General features: G+C 61.6%; 16 protein-coding genes. 11 read left to right on the plus strand and 5 right to left on the minus strand.

Features of this window, described 5'->3' with window-relative positions; translation table 11 throughout:
* The coding region (locus IG629_RS08425) for an FMN-dependent NADH-azoreductase (protein ID WP_193171517.1) at positions 1 to 554 on the minus strand (554 nt) is incomplete at its 3' end.
* A 113-nt stretch (positions 555 to 667) separates the two neighbouring features.
* Here IG629_RS08425 and IG629_RS08430 point away from each other — a divergent pair.
* On the plus strand, positions 668 to 1,609 hold the full coding sequence (locus tag IG629_RS08430; protein ID WP_193171518.1) for a LysR family transcriptional regulator: 942 nt from the start codon (positions 668 to 670) through the stop codon (positions 1,607 to 1,609).
* On the opposite strand, the gene IG629_RS08435 is transcribed toward IG629_RS08430, so the two are convergent.
* The 4 genes from IG629_RS08435 to IG629_RS08450 are packed head-to-tail and all read right to left on the minus strand — an operon-like array spanning position 1,606 to position 6,726.
* Complete coding sequence (locus IG629_RS08435) at positions 1,606 to 2,247, minus strand: hypothetical protein (RefSeq protein WP_193171519.1); 642 nt, start codon at positions 2,245 to 2,247, stop codon at positions 1,606 to 1,608. The two genes, IG629_RS08430 and IG629_RS08435, sit on opposite strands and share 4 nt — an antisense overlap.
* A complete protein-coding gene (locus tag IG629_RS08440; RefSeq protein WP_193171520.1) occupies positions 2,247 to 3,908 on the minus strand; it encodes a transporter substrate-binding domain-containing protein in 1,662 nt (553 codons plus the stop codon). The genes IG629_RS08435 and IG629_RS08440 overlap by 1 nt, the downstream gene beginning before the upstream one ends.
* Positions 3,898 to 4,608 (minus strand): methyltransferase domain-containing protein, encoded by a 711-nt coding sequence (locus IG629_RS08445; protein ID WP_193171521.1) that lies wholly within the window; start codon positions 4,606 to 4,608, stop codon positions 3,898 to 3,900. The genes IG629_RS08440 and IG629_RS08445 overlap by 11 nt, the downstream gene beginning before the upstream one ends.
* 3 nt (positions 4,609 to 4,611) lie before the next feature.
* Positions 4,612 to 6,726 carry an adenylate/guanylate cyclase domain-containing protein gene (locus IG629_RS08450; RefSeq protein ID WP_193171522.1) on the minus strand — a complete coding sequence of 705 codons (2,115 nt, stop codon included), beginning with the start codon at positions 6,724 to 6,726 and terminating at the stop codon, positions 4,612 to 4,614.
* A gap of 410 nt (positions 6,727 to 7,136) precedes the next feature.
* Between IG629_RS08450 and IG629_RS08455 the strand changes: the two genes are divergently transcribed.
* The 10 genes from IG629_RS08455 to IG629_RS08500 all read left to right on the plus strand — a co-directional run bounded on the left by IG629_RS08455 (position 7,137) and on the right by IG629_RS08500 (position 17,987).
* Entirely contained in the window at positions 7,137 to 7,880 is a 744-nt protein-coding gene (locus IG629_RS08455; RefSeq protein ID WP_226886555.1) for a GntR family transcriptional regulator, read from the plus strand.
* A 43-nt stretch (positions 7,881 to 7,923) separates the two neighbouring features.
* A complete protein-coding gene (gene pcaC / locus IG629_RS08460; protein ID WP_028465700.1) occupies positions 7,924 to 8,304 on the plus strand; it encodes a 4-carboxymuconolactone decarboxylase in 381 nt (126 codons plus the stop codon).
* The gene (gene pcaH, locus IG629_RS08465; RefSeq protein ID WP_193171523.1) at positions 8,301 to 9,044 is read left to right on the plus strand and encodes a protocatechuate 3,4-dioxygenase subunit beta; all 744 of its coding nucleotides are present in this window, start codon (positions 8,301 to 8,303) and stop codon (positions 9,042 to 9,044) included. Before pcaC ends, pcaH begins: the two co-directional genes overlap by 4 nt.
* Positions 9,044 to 9,658 (plus strand): protocatechuate 3,4-dioxygenase subunit alpha, encoded by a 615-nt coding sequence (gene pcaG, locus IG629_RS08470; RefSeq protein ID WP_226886556.1) that lies wholly within the window; start codon positions 9,044 to 9,046, stop codon positions 9,656 to 9,658. Before pcaH ends, pcaG begins: the two co-directional genes overlap by 1 nt.
* A gap of 143 nt (positions 9,659 to 9,801) precedes the next feature.
* Positions 9,802 to 11,508: a thiamine pyrophosphate-requiring protein gene (locus IG629_RS08475; protein ID WP_193171524.1), complete on the plus strand. Its 1,707-nt coding sequence runs from the start codon at positions 9,802 to 9,804 to the stop codon at positions 11,506 to 11,508.
* 180 nt (positions 11,509 to 11,688) lie between these two features.
* The gene (locus tag IG629_RS08480; RefSeq protein WP_193171525.1) at positions 11,689 to 12,558 is read left to right on the plus strand and encodes an FAD binding domain-containing protein; all 870 of its coding nucleotides are present in this window, start codon (positions 11,689 to 11,691) and stop codon (positions 12,556 to 12,558) included.
* A gap of 4 nt (positions 12,559 to 12,562) precedes the next feature.
* Entirely contained in the window at positions 12,563 to 13,045 is a 483-nt protein-coding gene (locus IG629_RS08485) for a (2Fe-2S)-binding protein (protein ID WP_028465705.1), read from the plus strand.
* A 165-nt stretch (positions 13,046 to 13,210) separates the two neighbouring features.
* On the plus strand, positions 13,211 to 14,437 hold the full coding sequence (locus tag IG629_RS08490; RefSeq protein WP_193171526.1) for an aromatic ring-hydroxylating oxygenase subunit alpha: 1,227 nt from the start codon (positions 13,211 to 13,213) through the stop codon (positions 14,435 to 14,437).
* A 3-nt stretch (positions 14,438 to 14,440) separates the two neighbouring features.
* Positions 14,441 to 15,517 carry a hybrid-cluster NAD(P)-dependent oxidoreductase gene (locus IG629_RS08495; RefSeq protein WP_193171527.1) on the plus strand — a complete coding sequence of 359 codons (1,077 nt, stop codon included), beginning with the start codon at positions 14,441 to 14,443 and terminating at the stop codon, positions 15,515 to 15,517.
* 217 nt (positions 15,518 to 15,734) lie between these two features.
* On the plus strand, positions 15,735 to 17,987 hold the full coding sequence (locus tag IG629_RS08500) for a xanthine dehydrogenase family protein molybdopterin-binding subunit (protein ID WP_036553275.1): 2,253 nt from the start codon (positions 15,735 to 15,737) through the stop codon (positions 17,985 to 17,987).
* Positions 17,988 to 18,009 lie beyond the last annotated feature (22 nt).

An 18,009-nucleotide genomic window follows, 5' to 3' on the forward strand; every position in this document is an offset into this window, starting at 1 on the left:
GCCTCGTCACCGAAGGCGAGCTTCTCGGCACGGACGAAGGTCACGTCGGAAATCCCGATGAAACCGAGCATGCCGCGCAGATGCGGCTCCTGCGCATCCATTACCTGGGCCGGCCCCTCGCTGTAGAGGCCACCACGGGTCTCGACGACGATCGCCCGCTTGCCGCTCAACAGGCCCTCCGGGCCGTTCTCGGTATAGCGGAACGTCACACCCGCCTGCAGCACATGGTCGAACCATGTCTTCAGGGTCGAGGTGATGCCGAAATTATACATCGGCGCGCCGATCAGCACGGTATCGGCAGCAATCAACTCACCGACAAGTTCGGCGGCCAGCTTTTTCGCGGCCGCCTGCTCGTCATTTGTCGCCTCGGCGCCGCGAATGATCCCGACGGTGTTTTCGGTAAGATGCGGTAGCGGAGACCCGCCAACATCTCGGCGGATGACGGTCGCGCCCGGATCTTGGGCCTGAAGTTTTGCAACCGCTTCATCAATAAGCAGTCCGGAAGTGGAGGCATCGCCGAGGGCGCTGCTGGTGAGAACGAGAATGGTCGACATGATCTGGATCCAATGTCTGCTGGTCAGGGTGTTTCCAGTAAGGTAGTGATCCGTCATGCGGTCCGGAATACGCGCCCAGAGGATCGAACTGTTGCTTCTGGAGGAACACTCAAATGATCGAAATCGAGGACATGCGCTGCTTCCTCGAAGTGGTGAAAAACGGGGGGTTCAACCGGGCAGCGACCTATCTCGGAATATCCAAATCCATCGTCAGCCGCCGCATCGCCCGCATCGAGGCGGATCTCGGTACCGTGCTGCTCAGCCGCACCACGCGCGGGATCAGCCCGACCGAGGCCGGACTCGAATTCACCACGCGCTGCGAGCGCATTCTCGCGGAATATGACGATGCGCGGGAAGCCGTCGCCCAGCACGGCGGTGAAGTGGTCGGCTGCCTGCGTCTGTCGGCACCAACATCCTTTGGCATCAGACATGTCGCGCCGGTCCTCGCCGAGCTCGCAAAACGCCATCCCCGACTCGAGATCGACGCTTCTTTCAGCGACCGCAGGGTTGATCTAATCGCCGAGCGGTTCGATGCCGCCATACGCATAGGTAAATTGCAGGACTCAAGCCTGATCGCCCGCCGGATCGGTCCGGCACGCTCCGTTCTGGTGGCCAGCCCGGACTATCTCGACCGTCGTGGCCGGCCGCAGAAGCCAGCCGACCTGACAAGTCACGAATGCCTGATCTATACCGGCCGCGCCGAGCCGGATCTCACACTCCGAAACGGCGGCAGATGGGTTTCTGTTCGTCCGTCAGGCAGGTTGCGGTCGGACAATGGAGATGCGCTACTCGCCTGGGCCATCGAAGGGCTGGGCATTACTTCGGCCCCCACCTTCATGCTGGCCGACGCAATCGAGCGCGGCGCCGTCGAGCCGGTACTGCCGGACTTTCCGACGCCGGAATTCGGGATTTACGTGATCCGGCCGCCGGGCGCGAATGTCCCCGGCAAGGTCCGCATGCTGATCGATGTCCTGGTCGAGCATTTCGGCGGCGAGCCGCACTGGGACCACTGCCTCATGCATGCCGCCGGGAAGCAAGCAGCTCCGTCTGATTAACCGGCCGGCAGTGCACTGCGGCCAAGCCGGCGTTGCAGCACCCGCATCAGGAAGAAGCCCGCCTGCAGGGTGAGCCCGAAGCAGAGAATACCGATGGCGAACAGGACCATCTTGTCCCCAAGCGAGGTCATCGGCGCTGCCGCCCTCAGGATGACTGCAATCCCTTCGTTCACGCCAATGGCAGCTCCCGTACTGGAAGACATCACCAGCACGAAGAAGGCCCGTGTGATGTTCGGCAGGAACAACAGTGCCCCCAGCATCGAGCCCCGGCGCAACTGCATCACCGCCTCGATCCCGTTGTCCACCACGTACGATGCGGAATAAGGCACGAGAGAAAGAGCCACCGCCATCAGCGGCGACGGCGCCAGACCGATGCTCAGCTCACCGATGGTGATCGCCGTCCCACTCGGGATGGCGTTCAGCAGGAAGAACATGACGACAAAGGTCGGCGCCGCCCGCATCACCCCGACCAGAGTCGCTACAATCGCCTTGAGAAGGCCGCCCGAGAGGCTGAGTAAGCTCAGTAATCCACCGAGGGCGAGACCAATGACCAGCGCGATGAAGGCGATCTCGAAATTCACCACCATGCCGGCAAGCAACTGCGGCAGAAACTCGTAGAGATCCGGAAACTGGGTCATTACGCGTGCCTCCTTTCCAGAGCCACCCGCAACCGGCCGCAAAGCCAGACCACGATCATGACGACGAGGACGTAGAAGATCAGCAGGATCGTATAAGTCGTCGCCCTGCCGCTCGCGAAGGAGGTGATATCCGTCAGGGCACTCAGCAACTCCGGCGCGCCGATGAAGGCGGCGACGGGTGTGCCCTTGGCCGCGTTGATCAGGAACGAGACGATCTGGGTCGCCGAGCGGCTTACGGCACGGCCGAACAGCTTGGTCTCGGCGACATCCTTACCCGCGTTCTCCGCATGCAGTGTGTGCATCGCCTCGCCAATGGCCTGCCCTGCGTTACTGCCATTCATCAGGCCCAGAGCCACGATGGCAGCGCCAATCGCGACCACGGACGAATAGCTGAAGAATTCCTGCGCCACCGCTGCCGCGATGACCACAGTCAGCACCACGGGCGAGGATTGCAGGATCACGGTGAGAGCCTTGAAGACCCATTGGACAATAGAATTTTCCGAGCTTTGCAGCGCTCCCAGGAGAAGGGCGAAGAAGAGCGTCGCGCCCAGCGCACCAACGACCAGATAAAGCGAATTGATGATACCGCTCTGGAACAGTGTCCAGGCGGGCATGGTCTTGAACATCGGCAGGGACACCGACAGCCCCGTCCGCTCCGCAATCCATTGTTCCGCCGCGACAACATTTCCAACGAACGGTGTCGGCTCCAGAGCTGCATCGAGAGGTGGCAGAACGCAAGCCGGGTCTGTGTTGCCTTCGGATGTATTGCATTCCGGCCGGGCCCAAACCTCTTTCTGAGCTTCCAGGAACCCGGTTGCGATAGCGTTCTTTCTGCCGATCTCCAGGAAAACACCCGTACGGTGAAACACCTGCCCCATCAGGTCGAGCACCTTTGCCAACCGGTCACTGCCGGTGCGGGCCACGCCCATGCCCCACGGCACTTGTGAGAAACCGAATTTCGGCTCGAACCGGCGGGCGAAACCTTCATCGGTGAAGTAGGAAGCAAAGAAACTGTTGTCCTGCGCCGCCAGCATGCAGGTCTCGTCCGCGAGGCGAACGGGGAGCACCGTTGCCTCCTCGAACAGCATGAGGCGGGCCTGATGGGAGATCATCTGGGCATTGGAGCCGTTGCCTATCGTCACGCAAATACTGCGCCCGGCAATATCCTCCCAGCCCGCAACCGGCAGCTCTTTCGGCCCGATCAGAACTGTCTCGGACTGGTAATAGTGCGGGCGGATAAAGCGGGCCTGGCTGTCGCGCTGGGTGTTGTGCCCCATTGTCGCCAGAACCACGTCGATCTTGTCTTCATCGAGCAGGACGATACGGGTCGCCGCCTTAACTCTGGTGAACTCGGGCTCGACCCCGAGCCTTGAAGCAACGGCACGGGCAACGTCCACGTCGTAGCCGAAACGCACATCGCCTACGCGCGTGCCGAAAAGCGGATATTTTTCGCGGATACCCGCCCTGATCTTGCCTTCACAGAAAATGCGCACCAGACGATCGATGCCGGGTTTCTCGCATGTCCCCGGCGTTTCAGCCTCAACACGGGCCTCATCCAGCAGGCGTTCAAGCGCCGCGTCCGGCGTCTCCGCCAGCGCCGGGGCAACGCCCGTGACCAGCAGCCCAGCAACGAGCAGCAGAAAACGCCATTTACCTGGCATGCGAACCCCGATCTTCGGCGGCAATTTCGACAACATGCATTTCAGCGAATGCGTAAGGCCCATAGCGATGGATCGATTTCCCTTCCTCTTCCCGCAGCACGGACGGGGTCATCAGGGCGAGTTTATCCTGATCGATCGATACCATCACGGACTTCACGACACGAAGCGTCAATCCGTGTGAGACGAGAACGTCCCGCGATGCGTCAAGGCCGACAAAGCCATTATGGGTCAAAACCGCGCGGCCGCCTTCGGCCAGATGATCCCGCAAACCGGACAGGAACGGATCGAGCAGCCTGCGGCCGTCCGGCCCGCCCGCGCTCCAGGTCGTATGGCGCCCCGGGATCTCGTGATCTTCCATGGCGAAATGCGGCAGGTTGGCGGCGATCAGATCGAAGCGCCGGCCAGCGACCGGCTGCCACATGTCACCACGATGGATCTGACTGCGTGGTCCGTGCCCGAGGTCCTGAAGCAACAGGGTCCCCGCAGCGACCGCGTCATGCTCAACATCGATGCCGCAAAGCGAGGCCGCCCCAAGATGCGCCAGAGCAGCCAGAACGACACCGCTTCCCGAGCCCATCTCCAACGCGTGCGCGTTCCGAATGCTCTCCATGTCGAGATGCAGGGCATGTATCAGGGCTGCTGTATATTCGCTTGGTCGAAGCGCGGACGGCGCTACGGGAATCTCTCGTAAAACAGACATCGCTCAATCTGAAATTTCTGTGGGTATTGTGTCTTTCACACTTGTAGCTGTGAGCCGGCGCGCCATTTCCGCAGCCACCGTATCATCCGGATACTCGGCCAGAATCGCGTTGTAGCGTTCCAGTGCGAGATCCAGATCTTCGGCGACCAGTGCCTCGTAGGCATCGCGTGTCATGCTGCATAGCCGGACAAGACGCTCATCCGGCTCGAAGGCGGGTTCAAGATCGTAGGCACCGACCAGCTCATAGATCGGCACCTTGCCCCGCCGCCCCTTGACCGCAACCTCGTCGATTGGCCGGACACACAACCGGTCACCGGCCTCCTTGAACACTGTATGGCTGATACAGATCCGCGTTCCGTAATCCTTGTTGATGCCTTCAAGGCGGGCAGCGATGTTCACGCCGTCCCCCATGACCGTATAGTTCATCCGGTCCGAGGACCCGATATTGCCGACCAGAACCGCATCGCTGTGAATGCCGATACGGATGTTCAGCGGCAGCATGCCCTGCGCTGTCCAGTCTGCATTCAGGCGCGCCATTTCATGCTGGATCCTGAGGGCAGCGAAACAGGCATGCATGGCATGGTCGTCCAGCCTGTTTGGGGCGCCCCAGAACGCCATCACCCCATCGCCGATGAACTTGTCGATGGTGCCGCTTTCCAGCTTGGTCGCCCGGGTCACGGCCTCGAGATAGGTCGAGACCCGCTGCAGGAGTTGTTTCGATGGCGTGGATTCCGAAAGGGTCGAGAACCCCTCGATATCGGAGAAGAACACCGTGAGGAACTTGTTGTAACCGCCGAGCGCCAGCTTCTGGTCCGTGTCGAGAAGCTGACGCACCAGATCGACAGGCACGAAGGATGCGAAGGATTTAACCGTTGTATCGAGCGTGTCTATGGCGCGCCCGAGCAATGCAACCTCCCGGATCGGGGTCTGCAGCGACAGCGGGCTCTCGACCTCGAGGTCCTTGATCTTCATCACCTTGACGGCCAGCCTCTCAAGCGGCGCCGAGATCACCCCGGACAGGAAGTAGATGATGATGATCTGCACCAGGATGGCGATCAGGCCGAATATGAAAAGCTGCCTGTTCCGCTTCTCCAGCGTGCTGGTGAAATCAGAGAGCGGCGTAACGACGAACAGTTGCCACGCCTTGCCGAAAGACGCCGGAAATGTCGTCAGGCTTGCAACATATTCCCGGCCCTGATGCTCAATCGTATACATCCCCTCGCGGTCACGCGGGCGCAGACTGAAGGCAACTGCCGGCAGATCGTCGCCAAGCGACGTCACATGCATCAGCTCGGGACGGCCATTCCGGCTGCCATAAGTCTTTTCCTGCCGCGAATTGGCGATCACGCCGCCCTGATGGTCGAGGATGAAGGAGACAGTGCCCGAGCTGATATTGCTCTCGGCCAGATAATCCGACATTCCGTCCAGGGTGATGTCCGCAGCCGCAACGCCGCGCACGTTGCCGTCCGGCCCGTAGAAGGGCGCGCCGACGGTGAAGCCGACCAGATCCAGCACGGCGAAAACATCGACATCGCTGACGGACATCCCGCCAGATGCCAGAGCGGTTTCATACCAGAGCCGGGCTCGCGGGTCGTAGGAGGTGCCTTTTTCTGAACGGCCGATTTCACTCCGGCCGGCATCGAGGAAAACATAATGGTCGACTGGCACCTCACCGGACGCGCGCGCGATCCAGCGGTCGGCGTAGCGCGTCCCTGTCGGCGGCAGCCTGCCTTGCACCTCGACTTCGGGATCGATCTGCCGGGCTTGCCGGAACGAGCCGTCTTCCAGCCCGACATAGGCACTGATGATGACATCGCTGTGCTCGAGGATGCTGTGGAGATAGGTGATCGAGCCGTTAGCCTCGTAAAACTCCGGCTGCTCCCCGCCGAGCGCTGCCGCACTGCGGATCAGCGACTTAATGGGCTCGAACAATTGCTCGATATTGTCGATTGCCTCGTTATTGAACCGGTAAAGCAGCTCCTCCGCATGGACATGCGCCGCTTCCTGATTCGAAACGTAGTTCACTGCCACAATGGTCAGAAACACCGGCAGCGTCAGTATGATGAACAACGTCAGGATGACCGGACGCAGTCGCAAATTTTTTGTCGAGAGACTCATTCCAGCGCTCACACGGCGACCTAACGATGCGATCTAACACATGATAGTTGAATAGTTTTTCATCGCCGAGGACTATTTATGAATGCTTGCGGAGCGTCAAAGTAGGCACATCCTTTGGAGGGTGTGTCCATCAAGCAAACAGCTCAATTTCCTTATTTTTTGCGCGCCTTCAGCCGGATTGATCGCACGGCACCGAGGCCGCACCTCAGCAAGAGGAAGACGTGCGAGCGCGCCAGCTTTCAAACATCGCAAACGCCACTAACGAAGCCGTGATGTATACACCTTAAACAAAACCGATCATAAACATGCCTGTTTTTGTTATGTTTCGTGATTTTCTACCTCCATTGTGTATACATCTTTTCCTGCAGCACATACTATCCTCCTTCATCAGATCGAATCAGGAACCGGCGATGATGGAAAGCGAGAGTCAGGAACGGGGGCAGAGTCAGTCGGAGCGTGCACTCTCCGGCATCAGAGAGCTTCTGTTCTCGGGCGTCTTCGAGCCCGGCGCCCGGTTGAGCGAGCCGGCCATTGCAGAGCGGCTGCAACTCTCCCGCACCCCGGTACGCGCGGCACTCGCCCGGCTTGAGCAGGAAGGCGCGGTGGATGCCATTCCGTCCGGCGGCTTCGCCGTCCGCAAATTCGCGACAGACGATATTCTCGATGCCATCGAACTGCGCGGTGTGCTTGAAGGCACCGCCGCGCGCCTCGCTGCCGAGCGGGGCATTTCCCCGGCCCAGTCCATGTCCTTCAGGACGCTGCTGTCGGAGATCGATGCGCTGCTTCAGGTCCCGGGTGAAGACCTCGATCACGAAGCCTATACCGCCTGCAATGCAGTCTTCCATGAGCTGGTGAAGGAAAGCTGCGGCAGTTCCGTAATCGCACGGGAGCTTGATCGGCTGACCGCCCTGCCTTTCGCCAGCCCGAACGCGCTCCTCATGGTGCAGCGGGATCTGCCGGAGTTTCATGGCTCTCTGGTTCTGGCACAATCGCAACACCGGGCCATCGTGGAGGCCATTGAGTTGCGCGAGGGCAGCCGGGCCGAGGCCCTTGCCCGCGAGCATGCCCGCCTTGCCCGGCGCAATCTCGAAGTCGCCATGAACGACGACCGGATCAAGGCCCGCTATCCCGCCCTCACCCTGGTGACGGCCTGAACAGACAAAAACAGAAACCACAAAATCGGGAAGAGACGACGCTATGAGTGAACGCTTTGACAATGGCATGAAGATCCGCCGCTCGGTGCTGGGCGATGCCCATGTGGACCGGGCCGAAGCGGCGAAGACGGCATTCGACGAGCCGTTCCAGAGCTTCATCACGGAAGGCGCCTGGGGCACGGTCTGGGCCAGCGACAAGCTGACAAAACGCGAACGCTCCATGATCACCCTCGCCCTCCTGGCCGCGCTCGGCCAATGGGACGAAGTCGCCATGCATGTCCGCGCCACGGCGAACACCGGCGCCACTCCTGAAGACCTTCGGGAAGCGATGATGCATGTCGCTGTCTATGCCGGAGTACCGGCGGCAAACCACGCACTGAAAATCATCAAGAAGACTTATGGAGAGATGGGAGTGGAGATATGAGTCTTAGCAACCAAAGGCCGGCAGGCGGGTTCTTCGCCCGGGACCGGGGCTGGCAGCCCGAAGCCCTGACGCCGCAATACAAGACCTCGGTCGCCCGCTCGCCGAGCCGGGCACTGCTGTCCATGCCGCAGACCCTCAGCGAGATCACCGGTCCGGTCTTCGGCCACAACATGATCGGCGCTCTGGATAATGACCTGATCCTGAATTTCGCCAAGTCGGGCGAGAGCGCCATCGGCCCACGCATCATCGTCTATGGCCGCGTGCTGGACGAAAGCGGACGCGGCGTGCCGAACGTGCTTGTAGAGTTCTGGCAAGCCAATGCTGGCGGTCGATACCGACATGCCAAGGAAGGCTATATCGCCCCGCTGGATCCGAATTTCGGCGGTTGCGGGCGCTGCATCACCGGCGAGGACGGCTCTTACGAGTTCCGGACCGTGCAGCCCGGCCCCTATCCCTGGCCGAACCGGGGCAATGACTGGCGCCCGGCCCATATTCACTTCTCGCTGTTCGGCCAGGGTTTCGCCCAGCGGCTGATCACGCAGATGTATTTCGAGGGCGATCCGATGATCTGGAAATGCCCGATCGTCGATACGGTGCCCCATAGTGACGGCATCGAAAGCCTGATCGCGCTGCTCGACATGGACAGCACGATCCCGATGGATGCCCGTGCCTACAAATTCGACATGGTGCTGCGCGGCAAACGCTCGACCCTGTTCGAAAACAAGCTGGAGGGGAACTGATGCAGTCGCTCAACCGTCTGAAGGAAAGCCCGAGCCAGACCGCCGGTCCGTACGTCCATATCGGCTGCGTGCCGAATTTCTGCGGCATCGAGGGCGTCTATCCCGAGGATCTCGGCACAGCCATGGTCAACGAGAAGACCAAGGGAGAGCGGATCAGGGTATCCGGCACCGTTTATGACGGCACCGGCACGCCACTGAAAGATGCCATGATCGAGATTTGGCAGGCTGATGCGGACGGGCTCTATCCTAGCCCGGAGGAACATCGCGGTACGGCCGATCCGAACTTCACCGGCTGGGGCCGCAAGGCCGGCGACTACGGCACCGGCGAGTGGATTTTCGAAACCGTTAAGCCCGGCGCGGTTCCGTTTCCGGATGGCCGCATGATGGCACCTCATATCACCTTCTGGGTGGTCGCCCGCGGCATCAATATCGGCCTGCAGACCCGGATGTATTTCCCGGACGAGGCCGACGCCAACGCCAAGGACCCGATCCTGACGCGGATAGAACACCAGAACCGGGTGCCAACCCTGATCGCCCAGAAGACCGGCGACGGCGCCTACAAGTTCGACATCATTCTGCAGGGTGAGAACGAGACGGTGTTCTTCGACGTCTGAGTTGGCACCGACGGGAACCTGAAGAAGGCGGGCAAAATCTGCCCGCCCTCTTTCCGTCGTCAATCAGATCATTCCGATCAATACTTCACTGAACAGCAGCATTTCGGCGAAAGACCGAGAGCAGAATAATATCCGGAGGAACAATGTCAGGCTCGCGCGAAACCATGACCGCCGGCGGCGCCATCTTCACGCGCCTGAAGGCGCTCGGCATTGATTACGTGTTCTGTAATTCGGGCACGGACTTCCCGCCGATCATCGAAGGCCTCGCCGAAGCTAAGGCAAAGGACATCGCCCTGCCGCAGGCACTGACGATCCCGCACGAGCACGCGGCCATGAGCATGGCGCACGGCTATTACCAGCTCTCCGGCAAGTGCCCCGCCGTCATGCTGCACACCAATGTCGGCCTGTCGAACGGTGTCACCGGCGCCATCAACGCAGCCTGCGCCCATGTGCCGATGCTGCTGATGTCCGGCCGCACACCGATCACCGAGCACAGCCGGTTCGGCGCCCGCACCGTGCCGATCGGCTGGGGCCAGGAAATGCGGGATCAGGCCGGCATGGTCCGGGAATGCTGCAAGTGGGATTTCGAGTTGCGCTATCCGGAACAGATCACCGAGCTGATGGACCGGGCCTACGCCATCTCGAACTCGACGCCGAAAGGCCCATCCTATCTCTCCCTGCCCCGGGAAGCCCTTTGCGAGACAATCTCTGCCGACGGCCTGACCGCCGACGGGGCTCTGGCGCCTGCCCGGATCATGCCCGAAGCCTCCAGCCTGCAGGCGGCCGCGATGGCTCTGGCCAATGCAGAAAAGCCGCTGATCATTGCTCAACGCGGCGCCGGCGATGCGTCGAGCTTTGCCCGTTTCCAACAGTTGGTCTCGGACTGGGCCATCCCGGTCTGCTCCTACTGGGCTGTCGAGCTGGCGCTGCCGACGGATCACGACTGCCATGTCGGCCCGAACCCGTCACCATGGATCGAAGAGGCGGACGTCATCCTGATATTGGACAGTCTCGCTCCCTGGCAGCCGGACATCCACAAACCGCGCAGCGATGCGACCATCATCAATCTCGGTCCCGACCCGATCTTCTCCCGCTTCCCGGTACGCAATTTCAAATCCGCCATTACCCTTGCGGGTGAGAGCGCGGACACCATCCCGGCACTCGCCGCCGCGCTCGACGCACAACCGAAAAACCAGGCCCGAATCCGCGACCGCCGGGAGCAGATAGCGGCAGCATCCTCCGCCACTCGGGCGGATATGGTGCGCACCGCCGAAGCAGGAAACAGCGGCCCCATGACCAAGCAATGGGTCAGTCATTGCCTTGGCAAGGCACTCGAAGGTCGCACGTCCACCGTCTATTCGGAGCTCGGCACCATGCTCGGCTTCCTCAGCCGCCGCGAGGTGAACTCCTTCTTCCAGGAACCCCATTCGGGCGGTCTCGGCTGGGGGCTGCCTGCAGCCCTCGGGGCGCAACTCGCCGATCCGGACCGGCTGGTGATCGCGACAATGGGCGACGGATCCTACATGTTCTCGAACCCGACGGTCTGCCACCAGATCGCCGAAGCGCTGGAACTGCCGGTTATCACGCTGATCCTCAACAACCACGAATGGGGCGCCGTCCAGCAATCGGTCGTCGGCCTCTATCCGGACGGCCATGCCGCGAAGTCGAACGAGGTGCCGCTGACGGCTCTTACGCCAAGCCCGGATTTCCGGCAGACGGCCAGCGCCAGCAATGCGCATGTCGAGCGGGTCGAACGGGGTGACGAGTTGCCCGCCGCGCTGGAACGCGCCATTTCCATCGCCACGAAGGAGCGCCGGCAGGTTTTGCTGGACGTGCAGGTCGCCGCATGAATTTGCGGGTGATATCAACTGTTGCCCACCTTGCACAGGACTGGTCCCGCGCGTCGGGGTTGTTCAGAGCCCCTCCCGCCGTGTAGCCTTCCCTAATTCACGTATCGGAAGAAATCGCTCCCGGCCAATGTGGTGGCGGAACCGGTGTGTGGAATGGGGAACGACGCTGGGAAAATCTTTATGACAGATATCCAATATGTAGCGCCGTCGACGCTGGATGAAGCGGTCGGCGCTTACGCTGCGGCGAAAGGCGCTGCCCGCATTCTGGCTGGCGGTACGGACCTGCTGGTGCAGATGCGCGCGGGCATGGTCAAGCCCGGCCTGATCGTCGACATCAAGAAAGTCGCGGAACTGAGTGCGATCGAGAAAACGCCGGAGGGCGGTTTCCGGATTGGCGCTGCCGTGTCCGGCGCCGTTCTGGAAGAGCACCCGACATTCGGCAAGGTCTGGCCCGGGGTGCTTGAAGGCCTCAACCTGATCGGCTCGACACAGGTTCAGGGACGCGCTTCCGCCGGAGGAAACCTCTGCAACGGCTCACCTGCTGCCGACAGCATTCCCGGCCTGGTCGCTGCCGGTGCGATCGCAACGGTTCAGGGTCCGAACGGACGCCGCAATATACCGGTCGAACAAGTCCCGACAGGCCCCGGCAAAACCAGCCTCGCCCCCGGCGAAATTCTGGTCAGCTTCACATTGCCGCCTCGCCCCGCACATTCCAGCGACGCCTATCTGCGGATGATCCCGCGCACGGAAATGGATATCGCCGTCGTCGGTTGCGCTGTCAGCCTGACCATGGATGGCGACACCTGCACCGCGGCCCGTGTCAGCCTCGGCGCCGTCGCCCCGACCGTGCTGCTGGTCGAAGATGCCGCCAAGGCCCTGGTCCTGACCAAGCTGGACGATGCCTCGCTGGACAAGGCCGCTGCCGCGTGCAGCGCCGCCTGCAATCCGATCGACGACAAGCGCGGGACCATTGCCTATCGCACCAAAGTCGCGGGTGTGCTGCTGAAACGCACCACCGCCATCGCCGCCGAACGCGCCAAGGGAGGCTGAGCACATGGCCAAGATGCATATCACCACCACCATCAATGGCGAGCCGACGGAATTCCTCTGCGAGCCTTACGAGACCATGCTGGACGTGCTTCGGGACAATCTCGGCATGACCGGCTCCAAGGAAGGCTGCGGCTCCGGCGATTGTGGCGCCTGCAGCGTCACCCTGGACGACCGGCTGGTCTGCTCCTGCCTGATGCTGGCAGCAGAGGCTGAGGGCCATGAGATCCGCACCATCGAGGGTATGTCAGAGGGCGAAGCGCTGCATCCGCTGCAGCAGAAGTTCCTCGAAACGGCTGCGCTGCAATGCGGCATCTGCACCCCCGGCGTTCTGGTCGCGGCGGATGCCCTGCTGAAGAAAAACCCGAACCCGAGCGAGACCGAAGTGCGGTACTGGCTCGCCGGTAATCTCTGCCGTTGCACCGGCTACGACAAGATTGTCCGTGCCGTTCTGGAAACCGCCGCAGATCTGCGCGGCGCCGCCGAATAAAGACTTACTGGCAAGACCGCCGCGGGCCCGTAACGGCGCTCCGCGGCGGCTGTCTTAAAACATATTCCGAATGTTTATTTTGCGACGCAGCAATGTCGTTCCCATGACGAATGCTGCCCTCTCTCTCATGCTCTAATTCCATCGTCCAAGGTGCGAGGATGAGAGATGAGCGCGCGCAACTACATGCTGGCCTTGCTGAACCAGCGCCGAAGCGGCCACAGTCTGGCCCAGCCCTTCTACGGTGACCCTGATATCTTCCGGCTCGACATGGAGCAGGTCTGGTATCGCGAGTGGCTGTTCGCGATCCCGGCGTGCGAGCTGGTTAAATCCGGCAGTTATGTCACCCACAAGGTCGGCGATTATCGCGTCATCATCGTGCGTGGCGCTGACAACGTGATCCGTGCCTTCCACAATACCTGCCGGCACCGCGGCTCGGTGATCTGCAAAGCGGCCAAGGGCAATGCCCCGAAACTGGTCTGCCCCTATCACCAGTGGACCTACGAGCTCGACGGCAAGTTGCTCTGGGCCAGGGACATGGGGCCTGAATTCGACGCCTCGCAGCACGGCCTGAAGCCGGTGCATTGCCGCGAACTCTCCGGCCTCGTCTATATCTGCCTCGCCGATGACGCGCCCGACTTCGACGCCTTCGCCGATCTCGTTCAGCCCTATCTCGCCCCGCACGATCTAAGCAACGCCAAGGTCGCGCACGAAAGCAGCATCATCGAGAAAGGCAACTGGAAGCTGGTCTGGGAGAATAACCGCGAATGCTATCACTGCAGCGGAAACCACCCGAGCCTGTGCCGTACCTTTCCGGAAGATCCGACGCTTTTCGGCGTCGACGGGATTTCACTCCAGTTGCAGACACATTTCGAGCGGATGGAGGCGCAAGGCTTTCCGTCCCGCTTCCAGATGTCGGACAACTTGCAATACCGGGTGACCCGGATGCCCCTCCTTGAGGGCGCCGAAAGCTACACGATGGACGGCAAGGTTGCGGTCAGCAAATTCCTCGGCCGGATCGCCGACAAGTCAGCCGGCACTTTGCTGAAATTTCACTATCCGACAACCTGGAACCACTTCCTGGCTGACCATTCCATCGTCTTCCGGGTGACCCCGATCGGACCGACCGAAACAGAAGTCACCACGAAGTGGCTGGTCAACAAGGATGCGGTCGAGGGCGAGGACTACGATCTGAAACGCCTGACCGAAGTCTGGACCGCAACGAACGACGAAGACCGCCGTGTGGTCGAAGACAACCAGCATGGCATCAACTCGCCGGCCTACGAGCCCGGCCCCTATTCCCGTACCCAGGAAGGCGGCGTGATTTCCTTCGTGGACTGGTACTGCAATGCAATGGGCGATCGCCTGCGTCCGACCATGCTGGCGGCGGAGTAATTAATGGCCGCGCCATCCCCCATTCTGGATGCCGGCGTGTGGCACGACAGCGAGCCGCTTGAATGTGTCTCCATACTGCCGGAGGCGCCGCATACAGCGACGTTCACCTTCCGGGCCCCGTCCGGAGCCTTGTTCGACTTTCAGGCAGGCCAGTTCCTGACGCTCGAGATTCCGGTACCGGGTGGCCCGGTTCACCGGACCTACACGATCTCCTCCTCACCCTCCCGGCCGCGCTCGATCTCGATCACCGCCAAGGCGCAGGAAACCAGTGTCGGCACCCGCTGGATGATCGACAATCTCGCTCCAGGCATGAAGATCAAGGCAATCGGCCCGACCGGCCTGTTCTGCATGGCGCAGCATCCGGCGGAGAAATACCTCTTCATCTCCGCTGGCTCGGGCATCACGCCGATGATGTCCATGAGCACCTACATGTTCGATCTCGGAACCCGCTCGGACGTGGTGCTGATCAATTGCGCCCGGCGTCCGTCGGAGATCATCTTCCGCGAACGGCTTGAACATATGGCGAGCCGGGACCCGGGTATCGACCTCAAGTTCGTCGTTGAGGAGCCTGATATCTACCGTCCCTGGACCGGCTACCAGGGCATGTTCAACCAGCTCATGCTGGGCCTGATGACGCCAGATTACCTGGAGCGCGAAGTCTTCTGCTGCGGCCCCGAGCCGTTCATGCAGGCCGTCCGCGATGCGCTTGCCGGCTTCGGTTTCGACATGGAGCACTATCATCAGGAAAGCTTCCATGCGCCGGTCGCCAATGAAGAGGACATCCCGGAGCTGGACGATACGGTTCCCGAGGAAGGCGCCAGGGCGGAAATCGTCTTCGCCGCCTCCGGTGTTACCGGGCATTGCGCAGAGACCGACACGGTGCTCGCCGCCGCCAAGGCTTCCGGGCTCAATATTCCGTCCGGCTGCACCTTCGGCGTCTGCGGCACGTGCAGGATCAAGAAGCTCTCCGGCGAGGTGCACATGGTGCATAACGGCGGCATCTCGGAAGACGATATCGAGGCCGGCTATATCCTCGCCTGCTGCTCCAACCCGATCGGGCGGATTGAGGTGGAGGTTTAAGCCTTCTGTGAGTGAGCAGATCCTCTCTCCGGCCCCTTAATCCGGCCATTGCGCAAATCGGCACATTCCCTTCGCGCTCCCGACCTTGTTCAGAAGCGCGAAGACCGTGTACGCTTCCACAAGCGAACAGTGAATTTTGCCGGGATCGTCTAGTGACGGTCGGCATAGTCGGGATGAACGGGGCAGCAGAAAGCCCCGGACCGCAGGGAGAGTCAGTATGAGCGAGATTTCAAATAAATGGATCGGCACGAGCACGATCCGTCCGGACGGCGCCGATAAGGTAACCGGCAAGGCCGCCTATGCGGCGGACACCAACATGCCGGGCATGATCTGGGGCAAGGTGCTGCGAAGCCCGCATCCCCATGCGATCATCCGTTCCATCGACACCTCCAAAGCCGAGGCACTGCCCGGCGTGAAGGCCGTCGTCACCGCCAAGGATATCGTCGACTTTTCCGTTCACACACCGGTGCCGCTCGGCATTCAGGACATGCGCTGGATGTGCCGCAACGTCATGGCGCGCGAGAAAGCCCTGTTCCACGGGCATCCGGTCGCAGCGGTTGCGGCAACTTCCGGCGCCATCGCCGAGGAAGCCTGCAAGCTCATCGAGGTGGATTACGAAGTCCTGCCCTGGGCCATCGAGATCGACGACGCTATTGCCGACGATGCCCCGATCCTGCACGATTTCATCGAGTTCGAAGGCAAGCCGTCCAACATTGCCGGCACGCTTGAGCACACGCTGGGCGATATCGATGCCGGTTTCGACGAAGCCGATGTGATTGTCGAGCGCAGCTTCGATACGAAGCCGGTGCACCAGGGCTATATCGAGCCCCATGCCTGCCTCGTCAACGTGACCCCCGATGACAAGATGACGGTCTGGAGCTCCAGCCAGGGCCAGTTCATGGTCCGCGCCATGACCGCGTTCCTGACAGGTATTCCGCAGAGCGACATTCGCGCGATCCCGGCCGAGATCGGTGGCGGCTTCGGTGGCAAGACCATTATCTATCTGGAACCCGTCGCAGCCATGCTGTCGAAGAAGTCGGGCCGGCCAGTGAAGATGGTGATGAGCCGCGAGGAAGTCATGCGGGCGACCGGGCCGACCTCCGGTGCCAAGAGCATGGTCAAGATCGGCGCCAAGAAAGACGGCACCATCGTGGCCGCGCAGGCTGTGCACTACCTGCAGGCCGGCGCCTTCCCGGGCGCACCGATACGCGGCGCCTGCGGCTGCTGCTTCGCGCCGTACGATATCCCGAACGTCCATTCCTTCGGCTATGACGTGGTCTCGAACCGCTCAAAAGTCGCAGCCTACCGGGCCCCGGGCTCGCCGATCGGCGCCTATGCGGTTGAAAGCGTGCTGGACGAAGTCGCCGAGGAGATCGGCATCGATCCCCTTGAGCTGCGTCTGAAGAACGCGGCAAAGCAGGGCACCAAGGCAGCACACGGCCCGGTCTATCCGGTCATGGGCTATGCCGAGACGGTGAAGGCCGCGCTCGCGCATGAGCACTACAAGGCACCTCTCGGCAAGTTCCAGGGACGCGGCGTTGCCAGCGGCTACTGGTTCAATGCCGGCGGCGAGTCGAGCGCCCAGGTGAACATTACCGAGGACGGCAACGTCGTCGTCACCACAGGCCATCCGGATATCGGCGGCTCCCGTGCCTCAATCGCCAACATCACCGCCGAACTGCTCGGCATCGACTATCGCCGGGTCTCGGTCCTGATCGGCGACACCGCGACCATCGGCTACAGCAACCTGACCGGCGGCAGCCGCGTGCTGTTTGCCTCGGCCATGGTGGTCACCCAGTCGACGGAACAGGTGATCGAAAGGCTTCGGGGTCTCGCAGCCAAGATCTGGGGCATCGAGGCCGAAGCCGTCACCTGGTCGGACGGCGCAGCCCGCCCGGCCGGAGAAAATGCCGGCAAGTTCGAGCCTCTGACACTCAAGGAGCTGGCCGCACGGTCGAATGAGACCGGCGGGCCGATCGGTGCGGGCGTCCAGCTCAACACCGCCGGGGCCGAAGGCGGCTTTGCGACGCATGTCTGCGACGTCGAGGTCGATGTCGATCTCGGGATCGTTCGCGTGATCCGGTACACCTCGTTCCAGGATGTCGGAAAAGCGGTTCATCCGGCCTATGTCGAAGGCCAGATGCAGGGCGGTGCCGTGCAGGGCATCGGCTGGGCGCTTAACGAGGAATACATCTACAACAAGGACGGCAAGGTCGATAATCCGGGCTTCCTGGATTACCGCATGCCGGTCTGCTCCGATGTGCCGATGCTGGACAACGTGATCATCGAGGTCCCGAACCCGAAACACCCGCAAGGTGTCCGTGGTGTCGGCGAAGTCCCGCTGGTTCCGCCGCTGGCAGCGATCCGGAACGCCGTCTACAACGCCCTCGGCATCCGCTTCTACAGCCTGCCGATGTCCCCGCCGAAGGTCCTTGAAAAGCTGGACGCGACAAAGATGGCGGCGGAATAACAGACACCTCTTTCAAACGCAT

It is taken from the genome of Nisaea nitritireducens (assembly GCF_014904795.1).
Lineage (GTDB): Bacteria > Pseudomonadota > Alphaproteobacteria > Thalassobaculales > Thalassobaculaceae > Nisaea > Nisaea nitritireducens.